At 65.9% G+C, this 19,291-nt stretch carries 20 protein-coding genes and 2 pseudogenes; 14 read left to right on the top strand and 8 right to left on the bottom strand.

From position 1 onward, the window contains the following. The first annotated feature begins 100 nt into the window (after nt 1–100). Together ACZ4TW_RS16525 and ACZ4TW_RS16520 are read left to right on the top strand one after the other, a co-directional pair. On the top strand, nt 101–721 hold the full coding sequence (locus ACZ4TW_RS16525) for a DedA family protein (protein ID WP_465544324.1): 621 nt from the start codon (nt 101–103) through the stop codon (nt 719–721). Then, entirely contained in the window at nt 718–1,998 is a 1,281-nt protein-coding gene (locus ACZ4TW_RS16520) for a competence/damage-inducible protein A (RefSeq protein WP_465544322.1), read from the top strand. The genes ACZ4TW_RS16525 and ACZ4TW_RS16520 overlap by 4 nt, the downstream gene beginning before the upstream one ends. On the opposite strand, the gene ACZ4TW_RS16515 is transcribed toward ACZ4TW_RS16520, so the two are convergent. Together ACZ4TW_RS16515 and ACZ4TW_RS16510 are read right to left on the bottom strand one after the other, a co-directional pair. Continuing rightward, nucleotides 1,988–3,625 carry an AMP-binding protein gene (locus ACZ4TW_RS16515; protein ID WP_465544320.1) on the bottom strand — a complete coding sequence of 546 codons (1,638 nt, stop codon included), beginning with the start codon at nt 3,623–3,625 and terminating at the stop codon, nt 1,988–1,990. The genes ACZ4TW_RS16520 and ACZ4TW_RS16515 overlap by 11 nt on opposite strands. A 207-nt stretch (nt 3,626–3,832) precedes the next feature. Beyond that, nucleotides 3,833–4,468: a hypothetical protein gene (locus ACZ4TW_RS16510; protein ID WP_465544318.1), complete on the bottom strand. Its 636-nt coding sequence runs from the start codon at nt 4,466–4,468 to the stop codon at nt 3,833–3,835. Nucleotides 4,469–5,048: 580 nt separating this feature from the next. Here ACZ4TW_RS16510 and ACZ4TW_RS16505 point away from each other — a divergent pair. Together ACZ4TW_RS16505 and ACZ4TW_RS16500 are read left to right on the top strand one after the other, a co-directional pair. Continuing rightward, nucleotides 5,049–6,176, top strand: a complete 1,128-nt coding sequence (locus tag ACZ4TW_RS16505) for a nitronate monooxygenase (RefSeq protein WP_465544316.1) — start codon at nt 5,049–5,051, stop codon at nt 6,174–6,176. Nucleotides 6,177–6,273: 97 nt separating this feature from the next. Further along, the gene (locus ACZ4TW_RS16500) at nt 6,274–7,323 is read left to right on the top strand and encodes a lipase family protein (RefSeq protein ID WP_465544314.1); all 1,050 of its coding nucleotides are present in this window, start codon (nt 6,274–6,276) and stop codon (nt 7,321–7,323) included. 5 nt (nt 7,324–7,328) lie between these two features. Here ACZ4TW_RS16500 and ACZ4TW_RS16495 read toward each other — a convergent pair whose 3' ends face one another. Further along, a complete protein-coding gene (locus ACZ4TW_RS16495) occupies nt 7,329–8,333 on the bottom strand; it encodes a cupin domain-containing protein (RefSeq protein ID WP_465544313.1) in 1,005 nt (334 codons plus the stop codon). Nucleotides 8,334–8,511: 178 nt separating this feature from the next. Between ACZ4TW_RS16495 and ACZ4TW_RS16490 the strand changes: the two genes are divergently transcribed. The 10 genes and pseudogenes from ACZ4TW_RS16490 (at nt 8,512) to ACZ4TW_RS16445 (ending at nt 14,460) form a co-directional block, all read left to right on the top strand. Continuing rightward, the gene (locus ACZ4TW_RS16490) at nt 8,512–10,083 is read left to right on the top strand and encodes a 4-hydroxyphenylacetate 3-hydroxylase family protein (RefSeq protein WP_465544311.1); all 1,572 of its coding nucleotides are present in this window, start codon (nt 8,512–8,514) and stop codon (nt 10,081–10,083) included. A 56-nt stretch (nt 10,084–10,139) separates the two neighbouring features. Further along, on the top strand, nt 10,140–10,622 hold the full coding sequence (locus tag ACZ4TW_RS16485; protein WP_465544409.1) for a flavin reductase family protein: 483 nt from the start codon (nt 10,140–10,142) through the stop codon (nt 10,620–10,622). 1 nt (nt 10,623) lies between these two features. Then, a pseudogene (locus tag ACZ4TW_RS16480) lies at nt 10,624–10,773 on the top strand (helix-turn-helix domain-containing protein); the annotation flags it as partial. A 48-nt stretch (nt 10,774–10,821) separates the two neighbouring features. After that, nucleotides 10,822–11,427 (top strand): IclR family transcriptional regulator, encoded by a 606-nt coding sequence (locus ACZ4TW_RS16475; RefSeq protein ID WP_465544407.1) that lies wholly within the window; start codon nt 10,822–10,824, stop codon nt 11,425–11,427. Between the two features lie 71 nt (nt 11,428–11,498). Then, nucleotides 11,499–12,287 (top strand): 2-keto-4-pentenoate hydratase, encoded by a 789-nt coding sequence (locus ACZ4TW_RS16470; RefSeq protein ID WP_465544310.1) that lies wholly within the window; start codon nt 11,499–11,501, stop codon nt 12,285–12,287. Between the two features lie 2 nt (nt 12,288–12,289). Further along, complete coding sequence (locus ACZ4TW_RS16465) at nt 12,290–13,093, top strand: 2-keto-4-pentenoate hydratase (protein WP_465544308.1); 804 nt, start codon at nt 12,290–12,292, stop codon at nt 13,091–13,093. 3 nt (nt 13,094–13,096) lie between these two features. Then, nucleotides 13,097–13,300 (top strand): tautomerase family protein, encoded by a 204-nt coding sequence (locus ACZ4TW_RS16460; RefSeq protein WP_465544306.1) that lies wholly within the window; start codon nt 13,097–13,099, stop codon nt 13,298–13,300. A gap of 342 nt (nt 13,301–13,642) precedes the next feature. Next, nucleotides 13,643–14,023 (top strand): annotated as a pseudogene (locus tag ACZ4TW_RS16455) (MBL fold metallo-hydrolase); the annotation flags it as partial. 2 nt (nt 14,024–14,025) lie between these two features. After that, complete coding sequence (locus tag ACZ4TW_RS16450) at nt 14,026–14,154, top strand: hypothetical protein (protein ID WP_465544305.1); 129 nt, start codon at nt 14,026–14,028, stop codon at nt 14,152–14,154. 132 nt (nt 14,155–14,286) lie between these two features. After that, complete coding sequence (locus tag ACZ4TW_RS16445; protein WP_465544303.1) at nt 14,287–14,460, top strand: hypothetical protein; 174 nt, start codon at nt 14,287–14,289, stop codon at nt 14,458–14,460. An 83-nt stretch (nt 14,461–14,543) separates the two neighbouring features. Here ACZ4TW_RS16445 and ACZ4TW_RS16440 read toward each other — a convergent pair whose 3' ends face one another. The 5 genes from ACZ4TW_RS16440 to ACZ4TW_RS16420 are packed head-to-tail and all read right to left on the bottom strand — an operon-like array spanning nt 14,544 to nt 19,165. Continuing rightward, on the bottom strand, nt 14,544–14,963 hold the full coding sequence (locus ACZ4TW_RS16440) for a tautomerase family protein (protein WP_465544301.1): 420 nt from the start codon (nt 14,961–14,963) through the stop codon (nt 14,544–14,546). 29 nt (nt 14,964–14,992) lie between these two features. After that, entirely contained in the window at nt 14,993–15,739 is a 747-nt protein-coding gene (locus ACZ4TW_RS16435; protein ID WP_465544300.1) for an SDR family NAD(P)-dependent oxidoreductase, read from the bottom strand. A gap of 11 nt (nt 15,740–15,750) precedes the next feature. After that, nucleotides 15,751–17,217 carry an aldehyde dehydrogenase gene (locus tag ACZ4TW_RS16430; protein ID WP_465544298.1) on the bottom strand — a complete coding sequence of 489 codons (1,467 nt, stop codon included), beginning with the start codon at nt 17,215–17,217 and terminating at the stop codon, nt 15,751–15,753. Then, nucleotides 17,214–18,290 (bottom strand): 4-hydroxy-2-oxovalerate aldolase, encoded by a 1,077-nt coding sequence (gene dmpG / locus ACZ4TW_RS16425; protein ID WP_465544296.1) that lies wholly within the window; start codon nt 18,288–18,290, stop codon nt 17,214–17,216. Before dmpG ends, ACZ4TW_RS16430 begins: the two co-directional genes overlap by 4 nt. Next, nucleotides 18,287–19,165, bottom strand: coding sequence for an acetaldehyde dehydrogenase (acetylating) (locus tag ACZ4TW_RS16420; protein WP_465544294.1), 879 nt, complete (start codon nt 19,163–19,165; stop codon nt 18,287–18,289). Before ACZ4TW_RS16420 ends, dmpG begins: the two co-directional genes overlap by 4 nt. Nucleotides 19,166–19,291 lie beyond the last annotated feature (126 nt).

Genomic DNA, 19,291 nt, shown 5'->3' with positions numbered 1-19,291 from the left:
GCGCCGATGCCCCCGTCGTTGTGTCCGATGCTCGCCGTGGTCACCCCACTCAGCGATACGTGGCGAGGCGTCGTCGGTGATGGGGCCTACCCTCGATGCTGTGCACGTTATTGCCGATTGGCTCGTGGGGCTCGTGGAGTCGGTCTCGTCCTGGGCGGTCTACCTGTTGGCGTGCGGAATCGTCTATGCCGAAACCGCCACGCTGGTCGCTGGTCTGATCCTGCCCAGTGAGGCAGTGCTGCTCGCGGCCGGGGTGGCCGCAGCGGTCGGCTCCACCACCATCGGCCCGCTGGTCGTCGCCGTCTGCGTCGCCGCGATCGCCGGGGACCTGACCGGCTACTGGATCGGCAACACCTCCGGGTGGCGGCTGACGCAATCGCGCGCGGGCCGCAAGTTCGGCGAGCAGCGCTGGGAGGCCGCGCAGGAGCGGGTGCGCCGCGACGGCGCCATCGCGGTGATCACCGGCCGCTGGATCGGCTACGTCCGCACGATCATTCCGCCCGTCGCGGGCATGGCCGACATGCGGTTGAGCTACTTCGCTGCCGCTGACATCGTCGGCGCGTCGAGCTGGGCCACCACGGTCCTGCTCGTCGGCTACTTCACCGGTGCCACCCTGGGCGCGACGCTGTTGATGTATGCCTCGGTCGCGGCGGTCGTCGTGGCCGGAGGCTTGATCGTGTTCCGCCGCTGCCAACAACACCGATTAGGCTCGGTGCGGTGAGTGTTCGCGTAGGCATCGTCGTCACCGGGACCGAGGTCCTGACCGGAAGAATCTCCGATGCCAATGGACCGTGGGTGTCCGAACAACTCCTCGCCCTCGGCGCCGACGTCGCCCACATCACCATCTGTGGGGATCGGCCCGCCGATCTGCTCGCCCAGTTGCGTTTCCTCACCGACGACGGCGTCGACCTCATCGTCACCAGCGGTGGCCTCGGCCCCACCGCCGACGATCTGACCGTGGCGACCGTCGCGCAATTCTGCGGGCGCACCCTGCTGCTCGACGATGCCCTGGAGCGCCACATCCAGGGCATCATCCGACGGTGGCAGCGCGACGCGCCCGACGCCGAGATCCCACCCGCCGCACGCGCGGGTATCCGCAAGCAGGCGATGGTCCCCGAAGGGGCACAACCCATTCCGCCGACCGGTACCGCGCCGGGAGTGGCAATCCCCGCCACCGACTCCGCGCCCGCGATCCTCATCCTGCCCGGCCCGCCCCGCGAGCTGCAGCAGATGTGGCCTGCCGCGTTCGAGCAACCGGCGATCGTGGCTGCACTCGCCGGTCGCGACGAGTACCGCACCGAGACCATCCGCGCGTACGGCCTGCGTGAGGCCGAACTCGCCGAGACGCTGCCCCTCGCCGAAGGGGAGGTCACGGCGTTCGACGATCTGGAGATCACCACCTGCATGCGTCTGGGTGAGATCGACATGGTCACACGCTTTCCTGCCGCGGCATCGCCCGCCTATGACGAGTTGACGTCGGTCCTGACCGACCGGCACGGGTCGTCGATCTTCTCCACCGACGGCTCCACCGTCGACGATCTGCTTGCCGCGGCACTGACCGGCCGACTGATCGGTACCGCCGAATCCTGCACCGGCGGAATGGTTGCCGCACGCCTCACCGACCGACCCGGGTCGTCGGCGTATGTGGTGGGTGGTGTGGTGTCCTACGCGAACGAGGTGAAGATCGGGACGCTGGGAGTACCGGCCGAGCTGATCGACGAGTTGGGTGCGGTCAGCGAACCGGTTGCCGGCGCGATGGCCGAGGGTGCGTTGCGAGTCCTCGGTGCCGACGTCGCCGTATCCACCAGCGGGATCGCCGGCCCGGGTGGCGGAACACCGGAAAAGCCGGTCGGCACAGTCTGTTTCGGGGTTGCCATCGCCGGCCACCCGACGACGACCCGCACTCTGCGCTTCCCCGGGGACCGGGATTCCGTGCGCACCCTGTCGACGACGGCCGCCCTCCATCTGGTGTTGCGGGCGCTGGAGGCTACTCGGTAAGCGGCCCGGTCGGCAGCTTGCGGCGGACCAGCTTTCCGGTGGGATTGCGGGGCAGTTCCTCCACGAAGACGACGTCACGCGGCACCTTGTAGCGGGCGAGGTTGGCCTTGACGTGAGCGCGGAGCTCGTCGGCCTGCGGATCGGAGCCGTCGGCGCGAACGATGAAGGCGCGCAATCGGGTTCCGTACTCCTCGTCGTCGACGCCGACGACCGCGACGTCGGCGACATCGCGGTGCTCGGCGAGGAGATTCTCCACCTCGAGGGGAAAGACGTTCTCGCCGCCGGAGACGATCATGTCGTCGTCGCGACCCTCGATGAACATGAGTCCGTTCTCGTCGAAACGCGCCATGTCACCGCTGGACATGAAGCCGTCGATCATCTGCTTGCTGCGCCCGTCGGTGTAGCCCTCGAAGGGCGAGCCGGTCCGCACGAAAAGTCGTCCGCGGACATTCTTCTTGGTGATCCGCCGGTCGTCGTCGTCGAACAGGGCGAGGTGACTGCTGACCGGGGCACGCCCGGCTGTGCCGGGTGCCTGGCGTAATTCGTGGGGCTGCGCGACGGCCGCCACCCCGACCTCGGTCGAGCCGTACAGGTTATAGAGCACGTCGCCGAAGGTGTCCTGGATGGAATCCGACAGCGTCGGTGACAGCGCCGATCCCGCAATGACGATGATTTTCAGCGCCGACAGATCGTACTTCCCGATGACATCCGGGCCGAGCGCGAGCATCCGATGCAGCATCGTCGGCACCGCCACGAGCATCTCGGCGCGGTGTTCGGCAAGTGCCGCAAGGGTTTTCTCGGCGTCGAACCGTCCGAGCAGGACGGCCTTGTTGCCCAGCGCGGCAGCCACACCCCATAACGCGAAGCCGGTCGAGTGGAAGACCGGCGACACGATCACCGCCGAGCCGTGCTGCGGGATCGGGATGCGGTCCAGGATGAGGGCGCTGACGAACGGTGAGAACTTGTCGCGTCTGGCACCCTTCGGCAGTCCGGTGGTGCCGCTGGTGAGGATGACCATGCCGCCGTACTTCGCCGGCACCGGGGGCGTATCGGTCCGGCCGGAGGCAATGATGTCGTCGAGGGTGCGGGTGCCGGCGGGAAGGGGTCGCTCGTCGTCGTCCCAGATGAGGATCTTGCGGGTGTCGGGGAGTTCGGCGACGAGATCGGTGAACTCCTCGTCGTAGAGGATGGTCTCGATGCGCTCCCGCGCGCCGACCTCCGCGAACTGCGCCGCGCCGAATCCGGTGTTGAGCATGGCCAGGCGAAATCCCGCGAAGCCTGCGGCGGCCATCGCGGTGAGCAGGCCACGATGATCCCGGGCGATGACTCCGACAACCGATCCGGGAGTCAACCCCGCGTCGAGGAGCGCGTTGGCCAGGGCCTTGGAGTGGGCGGCGAGCTCGCCGAAGGTGACGGTGCCGTGAAGATCGGCGACCGCCGGATCGTCGGGGTACTCCTTGACGGCGTGGGTGACGATCGCGGCGGGCGGGCCCAGGGTCTTGGCATTCTTCGACGCCTCGATGACCTGCCCCGGTTTGCGCAGGTCGATCGCCCCCGCCTTCTGGAGCACCCGGATCGCCTTCGCGGTGTCCGCCACCTGCTCCACCAGAGTGCTGACCACCGACATACCGAGCCTCCCGAAGATGTGGAAACGAGTGTTATCCGATTGTCATCGTAGGGGCCTGACGGGTGGGCAGGGAAGGTTTGGGGCAAATGGTTTCGGGCGGTGGCGGTGGCTCCCCAAAAACCACCCCGGAGAGGAGCTCCGGGTTCGTATGCGGGGGTGAGCGCGCTGGGGACGGTGGTTATTGGGGAGCCCCGAGCTGCCCGGACCTCACCGAACTGTCGTCGGGAAGACCTTCTTGCCGAGGATTTTGTTGCAGGCCGACGGCCCGGCGCGGTATCCGGCGTCGAAGGCGGAGACGCGGCCGATGTGGGGGCCGGCGTCGGCTTCGGTGGTGCGGGTCAGCAGCGAGCGCGACGCCCGGTTCGCCGTCGACGGCAACATGCCCTCGCGGACGTACCAGCGCATCGCGACACCTGACCAGCAGTCCGCGGATTGTTCGAGGCGGGCGGTCAGTGCCGGATCGGTGAGCATCGGAGTGACCGTGTCGATGCCCGCCTTCTCCTGCACGCCATGCGCCGTCTCATGGGAGAGCGCGGTGATGGCGTCTATGTCGGAGCGGAGGAACGCGGCGTCGGTCGTCGGGTTGACGAAGGTCCGGCGATCGCAGTGATGCAGGCTCGTCCCGAGACCGTTGACCCCGCCGAATCCGCAGAGTCCGCCTGTCACGGAGTTGGGCCACACGTTCACGGTGGTCGGGTCGGTGATCACCGTCGCCGTGAGCACATCGGACAGCCCCTGCGATGCGAGCCAGGCGTCGGTGAAGGCGACACCGCATTCGATCCGCTCGTCAAAACCTCGACGACCCGCCTCCCCTGTGCCGCACGCCTCTCGTGACGGGGTCACCAAGGTCGTACCGGCCGGGAGCATATCGGCGGCAGCAGGTGCCGGTGGACTCAGCAGGACCGGAAGCGTACCGGCGGCAATGATGAACGCGCCCAGAGCAATTCGTGTGCGTGGTTTCATACGGATGTGCCTTCGATCAGAGGTGTTCGGAGGATTCCGGCCGATCGGGCACCGCAAGCCCCTGCGAGTCTCTCATCTCCGTCGATGACAGTTCCAGACCTCATGCGTCACAAAACGGGCACGGCGCCTTCTTCTTCAAGGGTCGCAGAGATCTCGTATCCGTGCAGGCCGAGCACTCTGAACCACACCGGCATCAGACCCCAAGACACGAGTCGATCGGACACAGCAAAGGACCGGGCTCCCCTCAGGCCCCGGTCCTTTGCTTGCCACTCGCGCAATCAGTAGCTCTGGTAGCTGTCGATGTACCCGTCGTGCACCGACCGAACCGAAAGGTTCCCGCGCCGTCGAACTTCTTTTTCTGGCGGCCACTCAGTGCCGGCGATCCCTTGCCGATCCCCCGAACCCGTGTATCCAGAACTAGAACACGTTCTAGTGTTGGGCGATACCCGAGGAGCATGCCATGCACACCCCCATCTGCGACGAGCTCGGCATCGAGTTCCCCATCTTCGCGTTCACCCACTGCCGCGACGTCGTCGTCGCGGTGAGCAAGGCGGGTGGTTTCGGGGTGCTGGGTGCCGTCGGATTCACGCCAGAGCAGCTCGAGATCGAGCTGAACTGGATCGATGAGCACATCGGCGATCATCCCTACGGCGTGGACATCGTGATCCCCAACAAATACGAGGGCATGGACGCGAACATGTCGGCCGACGACCTCACCACAATGCTGCAGTCGATGGTCCCCCAGGAGACCCTCGACTTCGGTCGCAAACTCCTCACCGATCACGGCGTCCCGCTCGCCGAGGGTGATGACAACTCGCTCCAGCTCCTCGGCTGGACCGAGGCCACCGCCACCCCGCAGGTGGAGATCGCACTGCACCATCGGAAGGTCAGCCTCATCGCGAACGCGCTCGGCACGCCGCCGGTGGACATGATCGAGAAGATCCACGACGCCGGGCGCAAGGTCGCCGCGCTGTGCGGATCGCCGAAGCAGGCACGCAAGCATGCCGACGCCGGGGTCGACATCATCATCGCGCAGGGCGGCGAGGGCGGCGGGCACTGCGGTGAGGTCGGCTCCATCGTGCTGTGGCCGCAGGTCGTCAAGGAGGTCGCGCCGCGGCCGGTGCTCGCCGCCGGCGGCATCGGCAGTGGTCAGCAGATCGCGGCCGCGCTGGCGCTCGGGGCGCAGGGCGCGTGGAGCGGATCGCAGTGGCTCATGGTCGAGGAGGCCGAGAACACTCCGGTTCAGCAGGCCGCCTACATCAACGCGTCCAGTCGCGACACCGTCCGCAGCCGCTCCTTCACCGGCAAGCCGTGCCGCATGCTCCGCAACGACTGGACCGAGGCGTGGGAGAACCCGGAGAACCCCGATCCGCTCGGGATGCCGCTGCAGTACATGGTGTCCGGAATGGCCGTGGCCGCCACCCACAAGCATCCCGACGAGACGGTCGACGTCGCGTTCAACCCGGTCGGGCAGGTCGTCGGCCAGTTCGAGAAGGTGGAGAAGACGGCGGCGGTCATCGAGCGGTGGGTCACCGAATACATCGATGCCACAAGCGCTCTCGACAGCTTCGCGGAAGCGACCGTGTAGCCGCTCACTTCCGGCGTCACCGTCCGGCGTCACCTGCCACACTGAACCCGTGAAAGATGGGTCGACGACGCGCCGTGGGTTGAGATGGCCGTCGCTGGTGGCGTTCGTGGTTCTGGTCGTCGTCGGGATGCTCGCATGGCTGATCGTGCCGCGCGTCCTGGGCGACGAGGTCGAGCGGTCCGACGTGGCGTCGTTCTATGAGCAACCCGCGAACGCGGCCGACGGCGAAGCCGGAACACTGATCAAGAGCGAGGCCCTCGAGGGGGCTCCGGTCAGCGCACGGGCATGGCGCATCATGTACCGCACCACCGATCTCAACGGGCAACGAGTGGTGTCGACCGGCGTCGTCGTGACTCCGCTGACTCCGACTCCGGATGGGGGACGGACCGTCTTGGCGTGGGGACATCCGACGACCGGCACCGCATCCGAGTGCGCCCCGTCCAAGGGCTTCGATCCGTTCCTCGGGATCGAGGGGCTGCGGATGATGCTCGACCGCGGCTATACCGTCGTCGCCACCGACTATGTGGGCATGGGGACACCGGGTCCCGACTCGTATCTCATCGGTGCGACGGCCGGCAACGCGGTGCTCGACTCGGCGCGGGCAGCCCGCGCGATTCCGGAGACACATTCGTCGACATCTGTTGTGCTCTGGGGACATTCGCAGGGTGGTCAGGCAGTCGCATTCGCCGCACAACGCGCTCACCAGTACGCACCCGAGCTGACCATCCGCGCCGTCGCCGCGGCCGCACCCGCCGCCGACCTGTCCACCATCCTCACCCCGCAGGCGCAGGCCGCACTACCCGAGATGAACAGCCTGTGCCTGCTCACCCACATCACCAAGCTCCATCGCATCGCGCAACCGCTGGTCGGCCATTTCACGACCGGGGATCCCAGCGTGGTGCAGCCGTGGGCCACACTGTTGCAACAGAATTCGGCGGGCGGGGTCAAGTTCGACGCCCCGCTCTTCGTCGCTCAGGGACTCGACGACACGCTGGTCCTGCCGTCGGACACCGCGAAGTTCATCGACGTCGAGCGCAGGACCGGGATCACCGTCGAGTATCACACCGTGGACAAGGCGACACACGCGACGATCGCGTACCTGGCTCTGCCCACGCTATGGAAGTGGCTTGAGGCACAGCATGTGTGAGCGCGTCACGACGATGCGCGGAACCTGCCCGGACTGACGCCCACCTGCTTGCGGAACAATCGGCTGAAGTGGGAGACGTCGCGGAAGCCGACACACTCGCTCACCTCTGCAACCGACTGCCCGGTGGACATGAGCAGACACTTGGCCCGCTCGATCCGGGCCGCGTAGAGCCAGGCCATCGGCGTGGTTCCGGTGGTGGCGACCAGTTTCTGCACGTTGCGCGCCGACATTCCGCTCAGGGATGCAAGGTCGGTCAGCGAGAAATCCACGTCGTGCAGATTGTCGGCGATGACGTGTTGAATCCGCGCGAGATCCTGCGCCCGGAACGACTCCTCCCGACGCTCCGCCGGAAGCTCCGCGAGGATCGTCGCCGTCAGGATGTCGACGGTCGACGTCGCAAACGACGCCGACGCAGGAGGCGGGATCGGAGAGGCCGACGTCGCGATCTGCTTGAGCAATGAGCCGACGATCCCGGCGGGACCCGACGACGGGCCGAACTCGCGGCCGGTGAACCGATTCGCGTAGGCATCGGGCAGGCGCCCGGAGATCATCTGGCCGGGAACACGGACCACGACCTGCTCGAAATCGTCCGGGGAGTCGAAGACGAACGGTTCACCGAGCTCGAGAAAGGCGAATCCGCCGGGCCGCAGCTTTGTGGTGCGTCGGCCCTGTTCGACCGTCACCGCACCGTCGGTGATGAGGCAGACCAGGAAGTCTTCGGTGGGATCGGACCGGATCATCGCCGGAGAACGGATCACCGTCTGCTCCGAGCACCGAATGGTGCTCACGTGGAGATCCCCGAAGGGCCGGCCACCCCATTCGGCGTCGAGACCCTGCCCCACCGGCCACGCGACGTCCATCTCGCAGTACACCGAACCCAGCGTGTTGCGCCATTCGTCGCGGCCCTCGGCAGTGTCGAGTTCCGATGTCCGGAGCATCACCACGTCGGCGTCATCCGCCCGTTCGATGCCGGTTCGCTCAGAGTCATGTGAGTGGTCGCGCTCAGTCATTCTCTGCCACTCCTCTGCCTAATAGTGTTCTGAGTCACAGGGACGATGGCTTCGGCACAGGCTATACCCGACCCCAACGCAAGACAAGCACACGGCAATTTCCCCTGTACTACAACAGGTTTCATACCGGCCACGTGATCACCCCTTCACCGTGCGCCACATCCCAGGAGGCTCAAAGATGACCACCGCTCCGCTCATCGAGAAGACCAGCACCAGCACGCTCAACAACGTCCGTCCGATGACCGGCGACGAATATCTCGAATCGTTGCGCGATGGTCGTGAGATCTACATTCGAGGCGAACGAGTCAAGGATGTCACCGAGCATCCGGCATTCCGGAATTCCGCCCGCTCGGTAGCCAGAATGTACGACGCACTGCATGAACCCGCAGCTCAGGGGATACTCTCTGTGCCCACCGACACCGGGAACGGAGGCTTCACCCACCCCTTCTTCAAGACCGCCCGCAGCGCCGACGACCTGCTACTGGCCCGCGACGCGATCGCCACCTGGCAGCGTGAGGTCTACGGCTGGCTGGGTCGCTCCCCCGACTACAAGGCGTCGTTCCTGGGCACCCTGGGTGCCAACGCCGGCTTCTACGGCGAGTACAAGCAGAATGCGCTGGATTGGTACAAGAAGTCGCAGGAAAGCGTCCTGTACCTGAATCACGCGATCGTCAATCCGCCCATCGATCGGGCCAAGCCGGCCGATGAGACCGCCGACGTCTGCGTCCACGTCGTCGAGGAAACCGACGCCGGTCTCATCGTCTCCGGCGCCAAGGTCGTGGCGACCGGTTCGGCCATCACCAACGCCAACTTCATCGCGCACTACGGGCTCCCGTTGCGCAAGAAGGAGTTCGGCCTCATCTTCACCGTCCCGATGGACACGCCCGGACTGAAGCTGTTGTGCCGCACCTCCTATGAGATGAACGCCGCGGCCACAGGGACACCCTTCGACTACCCCCTGTCGAGTCGATTCGACGAGAACGACTCGATCATGGTGTTCGATCGCGTCCTGGTCCCGTGGGAGAACGTCTTCGCCTACGACGCCGAGACCACCAACAACTTCGTCATGCGCTCGGGCTTCCTCAACCGCTTCATGTTCCACGGTTGCGCGCGCCTCGCGGTCAAGCTCGACTTTATCGCCGGCTGCGTGATGAAGGGCGTGGAGATGACCGGATCGGCCGGTTTCCGCGGAGTTCAGATGCAGATCGGCGAGATCCTCAACTGGCGCGACATGTTCTGGGGTCTCTCGGATGCGATGGCGAAGTCGCCCGACGAATGGGTCAACGGCGCGGTGCAGCCCAACCAGAACTACGGCCTCGCGTACCGCACCTTCATGGGTGTCGGTTACCCGCGGATCAAGGAGATCGTCCAACAGGTCCTCGGCAGCGGCCTCATCTACCTGAACTCGCATGCCGACGACTGGAAGAACCCGGATATCGCCCCCTACCTCAACCAGTACGTCCGCGGTTCCGAGGGCATCCCCGCCATCGACCGGGTCCAGCTTCTCAAGCTGCTGTGGGACGCGGTGGGCACCGAGTTCGGCGGACGCCACGAGCTGTACGAGCGCAATTACGGCGGCGATCATGAGGCCGTCCGTTTCCAGACCTTGTTCGCCTATCAGGCCACCGGGCAGGACGTGGCGCTCAAGGGCTTCGCCGAGCAGTGCATGTCGGAGTACAACGTGGACGGCTGGACCCGTCCGGACCTGATCAACAACGACGATCTCGAGATCGTCTGGAACCGGAAGTGACCGCCGTGACCACCCCCGCCGAGAACCTGGAGGATCTCGATCCGACACCTCTGCGGATGCGGAAAGCGTTGGGACGCTTCGCCAGTGGGGTCACCATCGTCACCACTGCCGAGTCGGAGGACGAAGCGTCGGTGCACGGGATGACGGCCAACGCCTTCACGTCGGTGTCGTTGGACCCGCCGCTGGTACTGGTGTCGATCGCCAACCGCGCCAGGATGAACGAGAAGATCAGTTCCACGGGCCGCTACGGTGTCTCGATTCTGGCCAACGATCAGGAACCGCTCTCGCTGCACTTCGCGGGGGCGAAGAACGAGCCCGATCTCGTCCGGTTCACCTGGCGCAAGGGCGTACCGCTGCTCGACGGCGCGTTGGTACACCTCTCGTGCTCGATCACCGATTCGCACCCGGCCGGTGATCACACACTGCACGTCGGTCGGGTCGAGGAACTCTGGTACAACGACGGCCACCCGCTGCTGTTCTACACCGGCAGCTTCCGGGCGTTGGAACTCCAGGGCAACGACGACGGATGGGGCTTCTGACATGGCGGCATTGCAGACAGTGCAGAAGATCGGCCCGATCCTGGACCTCTTCACGGTGACGAAGCCCGAGTGGGGTGTCTCCGAGGTCGCCAATCGCATCGGCGTCCCCCGATCCAGTGCGCACGCGCTGCTCTCCTCACTCGTCGACATCGGGCTGCTCCAGTGCCCCACGCGCGGCCGCTATCGCATCGGGTGGCGCGTGGTGGAACTCAACGAGACGTTGCGCGGAACCATCGACATCCGCGCGTGCGCCGCATCCGCACTGCAGACATTGTCCGAGCGATACGGCGAGACAACACATCTCGCGATCATGGAGCGCTACCGCGTCATGTATATCGACAAGGTCCTCGGCAATCACATCATCAACGTCAGCGGGGCCCGGATCGGCGCGCATCTCGATGCCCACTGCAGCGCCGTCGGCAAGGTCCTGCTGGCGCACTGCACGCCGGTTGAACTGGAGCGCAACGTCTTCGACAAAGAACTCCGCCGCCTGACTCCCACGACGATCACCGATCCGGCACAGCTTCGACGGGAGTTGCGCGCGGTGCTCACCAACGGCTGTGCCTTCGACGCCGGCGAGGCCGCAGCCGATGTGCACTGCGTCGCCGCACCGATCCGCGACGACATGGGCGTTGTGGTGGCCGCGCTGAGCATCACAGCACCGTCGACGCGATTCCAGGCAGCGCAGCAGGAGTACCGGAGGGCGGTGATCGTAGCCGCCGCGACCGTGTCCAAGACCATCGCGGCGAGTGAGTCATCCGTACCGTCCGAGCTCGGTAACCCCACCCTGGTCGCCGTCAGTTGAGAGATCGACTCACTTCACCTATCCCACAACACCTTCCACCCCGCACGACCCCGCCGAAACCGAGGACCTCGATGAGTACAGATGAGATCCAGAGCGCTGCCGACGACCTGCTGGCCGCCTACCGCACCAAGACACCGATCGATCCACTGACACCCCGTTTCGTCGACGCCCCGCTGTCGGTGGCCTACGAGATCGCGCTCACCCAGGTACAGGCGTGGGAGAAAGACGGAGATGTGGTCAAGGGCCACAAGGTAGGTCTCGCCTCACGCGCGATGCAGAAGCAGGCCGGGGTCGACCAGCCAGACTTCGGACACCTCACCGCGTCCATGTTCCATCTCGAGCACCAACCGATCGATCCAGATACCTACATGCAGCCGCGGATCGAGCCGGAGGTGGCGTTCGTCCTCGGACGCCCGCTGCGCGGACCGGGGGTGACCGTCGCCGAGGCCGCTGCCGCGGTGGACTTCGTACTGCCGGCACTCGAGATCGTCGACTCCCGTATTCGTGATTGGAAGATCGGCATCTTCGACACTGTCGCCGACAACGCATCGTCGGGCGGGGTGGTCCTCGGCAGCCGACCCACCAAACTCGCCGACGTCGATCTGCGACTGTCCGGCTGCAACCTCGAGGTCGACGGCGAGGTCGTCGCCACCGGAGCGGGTGGTGCGGTCTTGGGATCTCCGCTCAATGCCCTTGTGTGGCTGGCCAACACCGTGGGCCCGCTCGGTGTGACTCTGGAACCCGGCCACATGGTTCTGCCCGGTTCCGTCACCAAGGCCGTCCCCATCACGGCAGGCAATTCCATCGTCGCGACGTTCGCCGGACTCGGTAGCGTCACCGCACTTCTCGGAGGTAACTGATCATGTCGCACAGCGAAACCTCATCGTCGGACTGGAATGCCGCACGCGTCGCCGACATCCTTCTGACCGCCGAGCGCACCGCCACCCCGCGGACATCGATCCAGAACGAATGGCCCGGTCTGGATCTGGACGTGGCCTATGCCGCCCAGGATATCGCCCTGGCAGACCGAAAGGCCCACGGAGAACGCATCACCGGGGTCAAGCTGGGTCTCACCTCCCGGGCCAAGCAGAAGCAGATGGGCGTCGACGCACCATCTGTCGCGTGGCTCACCGATTCCATGGCCCTCCCCGCAGGGCTTCCGGTTCCGCGCACCTCGCTGATCCACCCGCGCGCCGAGCCGGAGATCGCCTTCATCCTGGGTGAACCCCTGCGCGGTCCGGGAGTCACTGCCGCACAGGCGCTCTCCGCCGTGAAGCACGTCGTGGGCGCACTGGAGATCATCGACAGCCGCTACTCGGGTTTCAAGTTCACACTCGCCGACGCCGTGGCCGACAACAACTCGTCGGGCGCGTATGTCACCGGCCCCCGACTCCGGCGCGTCGAAGAGGTGGACCTGGAACTCGAGGCAGTCCTGCTCGAGGTGGACGGGCACGTCGTCGACAGTGCCACCGGCGCAGCGGTTCTGGGGCATCCCGCCGAGGCCCTGGCCTTCGCCGCCAACACACTCGGTGCGCGCGGGCACGGCCTGGAGGCCGGGTGGATCGTGCTCACCGGCGGCATGACCGACGCCATCCCGGTGGATCCGGGTGCTCGGGTCGCGGCTCATTTCACCTCGTTGGGTTCCATCACCGTCGCAGGAGGCTGAGTCGTGCCGTTCATCGAAGTGACACTGGCGCAAGGCCGTAGCCCCGAACAGATCCGGGCGTTGATCCATGAGCTGACGATGGCCGCGCACCGCAGCGTCGACGCGCCGCTGGCGAGCATCCGGGTTGTGGTACGCGAGACCCCCCTCACCCACTTCGCTGCCGGCGACGAGACCATCGCCGAGCGGCGAGCGAAGGTCGTCGAGTAACGACACCCACCAGGCGGAGGTGATCATCGGGTCCAGCGGCCCGACAGCCACCTCATCGGTCAACAGCCACCTTTGGCGTGCTCGAGGTGGATTGCGACCGATGAGGTGGCTTTTGGGCTGCGGCACCGTCACCGTCATCAACCCCGCACCGGTCAGCATCCAGACCGACTAGACCGCCGGCCACCAGCCCGGATGACCGGCCACAGCATCGTCGAATTGTTCAGCTTTGCCGAACCTGCGTGACTGGCATCACACCGCGGGGCCATGCTGCTGGTGGTCCATCCCGGCACGTGCTCGGACTCGTACTCGTGCTGACCCGTCCCGAGCGCCGAGCGATTCGGCAATTCGACACTCGTCCAAGCCAACGGCCTCAACCTGGTTTTCGATGCAGGCCGCGGCGCCACAATACGACTGAATCAGTTGGGAGTTCCGCTGGGCGAGGTCGACAATGTCTTCCTGAGCCACTTCCACTCGGACCATGTCAACGGACTCGCCGACTTGTGGATGACCGGTTACATAACGGCTCTGGGCGGTCGGGACGGCTCCTTCAACCTGTACGGACCTCCCGGCGTCAAACAGATCAGTGAGGGCTTCTGCTCACGCACCAGAACGACATCGATGTCCGCGTTGCGGATGAGAAGCTGCCACGCGAAACAGCGGGCATCACCCCTCATGAATTCGATCAGGACGGCGTCATCTTCGATGAAAAGGGCGTACGCGTAACGATGTTCACGGTCGAGCACGATGCTGTCGGAGCGATCAATCCCGCCGTCGGTTACCGCGTCGACTTCGGTGACAGTTCAGTGCTGATCAGCGGAGACACCCGCCCCACGCCGAATGTGCTGCAGTACTGAACCAACGTTGATCTGCTCATCCACGAGGTTGCAGATTTCGCCGATCCGTCGGATCCCGTACTGCAGAGGGTGTATTCGCATCACACGAACCCCAAGCAGGCAGGCCAGAACTTCGCTCGTACCAGGCCGGCGATGGCCGCGTACTCCCATATCGTGAACGGGGCACCGCCCAAGATTCCCGCAGTTCCACTCGATGTGATGGTCGAACGCACCCGCGAAACCTACGACGGTCCGTTGACCGTGGGCAAAGACCTCATGGCATTCCACATTTCTGATCGGAATGTCCGGGTCGAAGCGGCCGAATGACAGTGAGGGCCACCCTTCGTATCGTCTACCGCCAAGGTGACGAACGCGAAGGGTGGCCCTTGTCGTGATTGAGGTAGCGCTGATCAGTGCAGTTCGCCGGCCCGCTGAGCGATCTCCGTGGCCCGGGCGACGCTGGCCGGGCCGCCTGCGATCCCCCAGTTTTCCGGGGACACCTCGATGATCTGCCCCCGGACTACACTACGGTCCACGCCGAGAACGTTCACCAGGAGTTCGGTGAACCCCGCGAGGAGCTCGTGACGCTGTTCGGCCGGCCGACCCGCGAGCACGATCGCGGTGAAGTAGGGCGCGATCACGCCGGAGTCGGAACACAACTCACCCGCGACGGCGATCGACGACGCCGCGTAGTGCACCACGTACACCCGGGTGCGGTCGATCGGCGAGTTCAGGATGCGCGCGTACTCTGCGGCCGCCCGGCGCAGCAACTGGGCTTCCTGCTCGGCGGTGTAGGTGTCAGCAGGAAGATGAAAGTGAGCGACGGGCATCGTAGAAACTCCTTGAATAGTGTTTGCGGTCAAAGGATTCCGTGCCGCACACCGCCATCGGCGGCGAGCACGGCACCGTGCAGCACGGCTGCCTCGGGGGCCAACAAGATCTCGACGAGCCAGGCGATCTGGTCAAGGGTCGGCAGTCTGCCCGACGATGTCTTGGCTACGTAATCACCCCACACCTCGTCGTAGGGGCGGCCTGACTCGCGCGCCTGGGTTTCCACCAGGGCACGCAGGCGTGGGGTGTCGACCGGTCCGGGGGCGATGGTGTGCGCGGTGACGCCCTTCGGCCCGTACAGTTTGCCGATCTGGCGCATCAGATTGAGCAGCGCCGCATTCGCCGTTCCCGGGCCGGCATCCAACGGGCCCGGCTCGACGCCCAGTGACCCGGCGATCGCCACGAATCGAGAACCCTCGCCCAACCCATCACGGACCGCGTGGAGAAGTCGCACCGGGCCGGCCACCTTGATGTTGGCGGCGGTCGACAGCGCCGACGGCTCGATGCTGTCCACGGAGCCGCGTACCGGCAGACCCGCTGCGAAGACGGCCAGCTCGACCGGGCCGTCGAGGCAGCGAGAAATGGAGTCCACCGCGTCGTCGGACCCGATGTCGGCGACGCACGGTGTCACGAGGTCGTGGGCGACGCTGAGCTTGTCCAGCTCGGAGTTGCTGCGCGCCACGGCAATCACCCGCCGCCCGCGTGTTACGAGTCGCTCGGTAATGGCTGAGCCCATCGCACCGGTGGCGCCCACCACCACGCACGTCGACGTCATGCTTGCTCCTCTCACCGCAGACGAATGGTCACGGCCCGCGGTTCGGTGAAGAACTCGCGTGAGTACTGGCCGCCTTCGCGACCCAGTCCGCTGATGCCCTCGCCTCCGAACGGCAGCCGGAGGTCGCGCTCGAAGAAGGTATTGATCCACACGGTCCCGGCCTTCCACTTCGCAGCCATCCGGTGTGCACGATTCAGGTTGTCGGTGAACAGGATTCCGGCCAGCCCATAGGGCGAGTCGTTGGCGATGCGCAACGCTTCTTCTTCGGTGTCGAAGCCGATGACCGTCTCGACCGGGCCGAAGATCTCCTCGCGCGCGGTGCGCGCCTCGTTGGTGAGGCCGGTGATGACGGTAGGTGGATAGTAGAAACCGTTGGCGTACTCCGGTCCCGTCAGACGTTCACCGCCGACGATGACCTTGCCGCCCTCTTCCTGCGCGAGTTCCACGTAGCTGTGGACCTTCTCGAGGTGGCGCTCTTCGATGAGCGGGCCGATGAACGTGCCCGGGTCCTTCGGGTCGCCGATGACCAGCTTGCGAGCCTCCTCGGCGAACCGTTCGAGGAAGGCCTCACGAATCGAGTTCTGGACCAGCAACCGTGTGCCGGACAGGCACACCTGGCCGTTGCCGCCGAAGATGGCGCGCAACGACATGGGCACTGCGACATCGAAATCCGCGTCGTCGAAGATGATGTTGGCGGACTTGCCGCCCATCTCGGCGGAGACGGGTGTGTGGTTGACGGCCGCCGCCTGCAGGATCTTGACTCCGGTCGCACTGGAGCCGGTGAAGGTGATGCGGTCGACGCGCGGGTCGGAGGTGAGTGGGCCGGCGACGGCCTCTCCACCGAAGCCGTGGACCACGTTGAGCACACCTGGCGGCAGACCGGCCTCGAGGGCGATCTTGGCGAACCGGTTCGCCGTCATCGGCGTCTGCGGTGCCGGTTTGAGGACCACGGTGTTGCCGAATGCCAACGCCGGTGCGATCTTCCACGTCGCCAGCATCAGCGGCGCATTCCACGGACTGATCGCCGACACCACCCCCGCCGGCGGGTACAGCACGTAGGAGAGCAGGTCACCGTCGGGGTAGGCCTCGTTGGCGGCCATGGCCACATAGTCGGCGAAGAAGCGGAGGTTGTGTGCCACCCGGGGGATCTCGGCGTGCAGCGACTGTGTGATCGTCTTGCCGCCGTCACGCGTCTCCATCTGGGCGAGTTCCGCGCGATGATCGTCGACGGCGTCGGCGACCCGGTGCAGGATCGTGGCGCGCTCCTTGGGCGACATGCGCGGCCACTCGCCGTCGTCGAACGCGGTGCGCGCCGAGTCGATGGCGGCGGTCCCGTCGTCGGCGGTGCCGCGCGCGACCGTGGCCAGCAGGCTGCCGTCGTGCGGATCGCGGGACTCGAATGTGGCTCCGTCAGAAGAGGATCGCCATTCGGTACCGATGAGGTGCTTGATCTCTGCGGGGTGCTCTGTGGTGGTCATACCGCTGCAACCTCCGGGGTCTCGTAGGTCCGGCCGGCCAGTTCGGACGCGACGTCGATGATCATGTCTTCCTGCCCGCCGATCACACCGCGACGCCCGAGTTCCATCAGGATGTCGCGCGTGGGGACTCCGAACTTCTTGGCGGCGCGCTTGGTGGGGTGGAAGAACGTCGAATAGACACCAGCCACGCCGAGGACCAGCGCGGTCTCGTCGACGATCTGCGGCTCCTTCATCAGCGGTGCCACCACATGCTCGGCGGTGTCGATCAGCGGGAACAGGTCCACACCGGTCTCCCAGCCCGCGCGCTCGAATGCCGCTGCGAGAACCTCGGTTTGGGCGTTTCCTGCACTGGCACCCAGCCCGCGCAGTGAGCCGTCGATGTAGGTAGCACCCTTCTCGGCGGCGACCAGCGCGTTGGCGATCCCGACGCCGAGGTTGTTGTGGGCGTGGAAACCGATGTCGGCCTTGATGGCCGAGCGCATCGCCGCGACACGATCGCCGGCCTGCTCCGGAACCAGCGCGCCCGCCGAATCCACGACGTACACGACGTCCGAGCCGTAGGAATCGATCTTCACGGCCTGCTCGGCCAACGCCTCGGGCGCCAGCTTGTGGCTCATCATGAGGAACGTCATGACGTTGAGGCCCTCGGCCTTAGCCCATTCGATGGGCTGCTGACCACAGTCGGCCTCGGTGCAGTGCACGGCGACACGGACGGTCTTGATACCCGCGTCTATGGCCTTCTGCAATTCGTCGAGGGTGGCGATGCCCGGCACGTACAGCGCGGCGATGTCGGCGTTCTCGACGGCCCCGACAGCCGCGCGGATGTACTCCGGATCGGTGGCGGCTGCGAAGCCATACTGGATCGACGACGCACCGAGTCCGATGCCATGGGCGACCTCGATGGTCGAGATGCCCGCACGATCGAGACCGGCGGCGATGGCCGCGACGTTGTCGGTGGTGAACTTGTGCGACACGCTCGACATGCCGTCGCGCAGCGTCGTATCGACAAGAGTGACCTTGCCCTTGTACGGCGCGTTGGTGGGTGTGTTGCTGGGTTCGTCGAAGGTGATCACGGGGCTACTCCTGTCACGAGATTCTGCTGAGCCATCACGTCTGCCACACGGACGGCGGCGGCGGTGATGATGTCGAGGTTGCCCGCGTAGGTAGGCAGGAAGTCTCCGGCGCCGACCACCTCGAGCATCACGGTGACGAGGTCACCGTCGACGTCGACAAGCTTGAGCGAGTATCCGGGGACGTACTCGGCGACCCGGGCGACCATGTCCACCACCGCCCGCTCGATCGCCGCCGCATCGGGGTTGCGCACCTTGGCATAAACGGTGTCGCGCATGTTCATCGGCGGCTCCGCCGGATTGATGACCGAGATGGCCTTGGCGGTGTCGGCGCCGGCCACCTGGGCCAACGCGCGGCCGGTCTTCTCACTGAACTCGCTGAGGTTCTGACGGGTCCCGGGCCCTGCGCTCTTCGCGGCGATCGCGGCGACGATCTCACCGTAGGAGGCGTCGGCGACCTCGTTGATCGCGTAGAGGATCGGGATGGTCGCCTGCCCGGCGCAGCTCACCATGTTCACGTTGGGGGCTCGCAGGTGCTCCTCGAGGTTCACCGCGGGCACCACGTAGGGCCCCACCGAGGCGGGCGTCAGGTCGATCGCGGTGATGCCGGCCTCGGCATAGCGCGGTGCGGCGGCCGCATGAATCTTCGCCGACGTCGCCTCGAACACCAGATCAGGTAGATCCGACTGTGCGAGCAGCCAATCCACGCCCTCCGCGGACGCTTCCAGTCCGGCGTCACGGGCACGCGCGAGGCCTTCGCTCTCCGGGTCGATGCCCACCATGTAGACGGGATCGACGTCGGGCGATCGCAACAGCTTGTACATCAGATCGGTCCCGATGTTGCCCGATCCGACGATCGCAGCGGTCAACCGGCTCATCTCGTTCTCCTCCGCTCCGGTGCCCACGCAAGCCATGCGCGGGTGGGATGGGAACGACGGTAGGGACTCGGGTCGTCGACGAGGGGTTGTCGACGGCCAGCCCGGATGAGCGGCCACCACATCGTC

The organism is Agromyces sp. NPDC029043 (assembly GCF_055564615.1).
This window is presented reverse-complemented; position numbering and strand designations above follow the sequence as displayed.

Coding starts and splice junctions, on each gene's coding strand:
- ACZ4TW_RS16515 (WP_465544320.1), bottom strand. CDS start 3,625: ATGTCGGTGGTCAGCACTCTGGTGGAGCAGGTGGCGGACACCGCGAAG.
- ACZ4TW_RS16505 (WP_465544316.1), top strand. CDS start 5,049: ATGCACACCCCCATCTGCGACGAGCTCGGCATCGAGTTCCCCATCTTC.
- ACZ4TW_RS16495 (WP_465544313.1), bottom strand. CDS start 8,333: ATGACTGAGCGCGACCACTCACATGACTCTGAGCGAACCGGCATCGAA.
- ACZ4TW_RS16490 (WP_465544311.1), top strand. CDS start 8,512: ATGACCACCGCTCCGCTCATCGAGAAGACCAGCACCAGCACGCTCAAC.
- ACZ4TW_RS16485 (WP_465544409.1), top strand. CDS start 10,140: ATGCGGAAAGCGTTGGGACGCTTCGCCAGTGGGGTCACCATCGTCACC.
- ACZ4TW_RS16470 (WP_465544310.1), top strand. CDS start 11,499: ATGAGTACAGATGAGATCCAGAGCGCTGCCGACGACCTGCTGGCCGCC.
- ACZ4TW_RS16465 (WP_465544308.1), top strand. CDS start 12,290: ATGTCGCACAGCGAAACCTCATCGTCGGACTGGAATGCCGCACGCGTC.
- ACZ4TW_RS16450 (WP_465544305.1), top strand. CDS start 14,026: ATGTTCACGGTCGAGCACGATGCTGTCGGAGCGATCAATCCCGCCGTC.
- ACZ4TW_RS16445 (WP_465544303.1), top strand. CDS start 14,287: ATGGCCGCGTACTCCCATATCGTGAACGGGGCACCGCCCAAGATTCCC.
- ACZ4TW_RS16440 (WP_465544301.1), bottom strand. CDS start 14,963: ATGCCCGTCGCTCACTTTCATCTTCCTGCTGACACCTACACCGCCGAG.
- ACZ4TW_RS16435 (WP_465544300.1), bottom strand. CDS start 15,739: ATGACGTCGACGTGCGTGGTGGTGGGCGCCACCGGTGCGATGGGCTCA.
- ACZ4TW_RS16430 (WP_465544298.1), bottom strand. CDS start 17,217: ATGACCACCACAGAGCACCCCGCAGAGATCAAGCACCTCATCGGTACC.
- ACZ4TW_RS16420 (WP_465544294.1), bottom strand. CDS start 19,165: ATGAGCCGGTTGACCGCTGCGATCGTCGGATCGGGCAACATCGGGACC.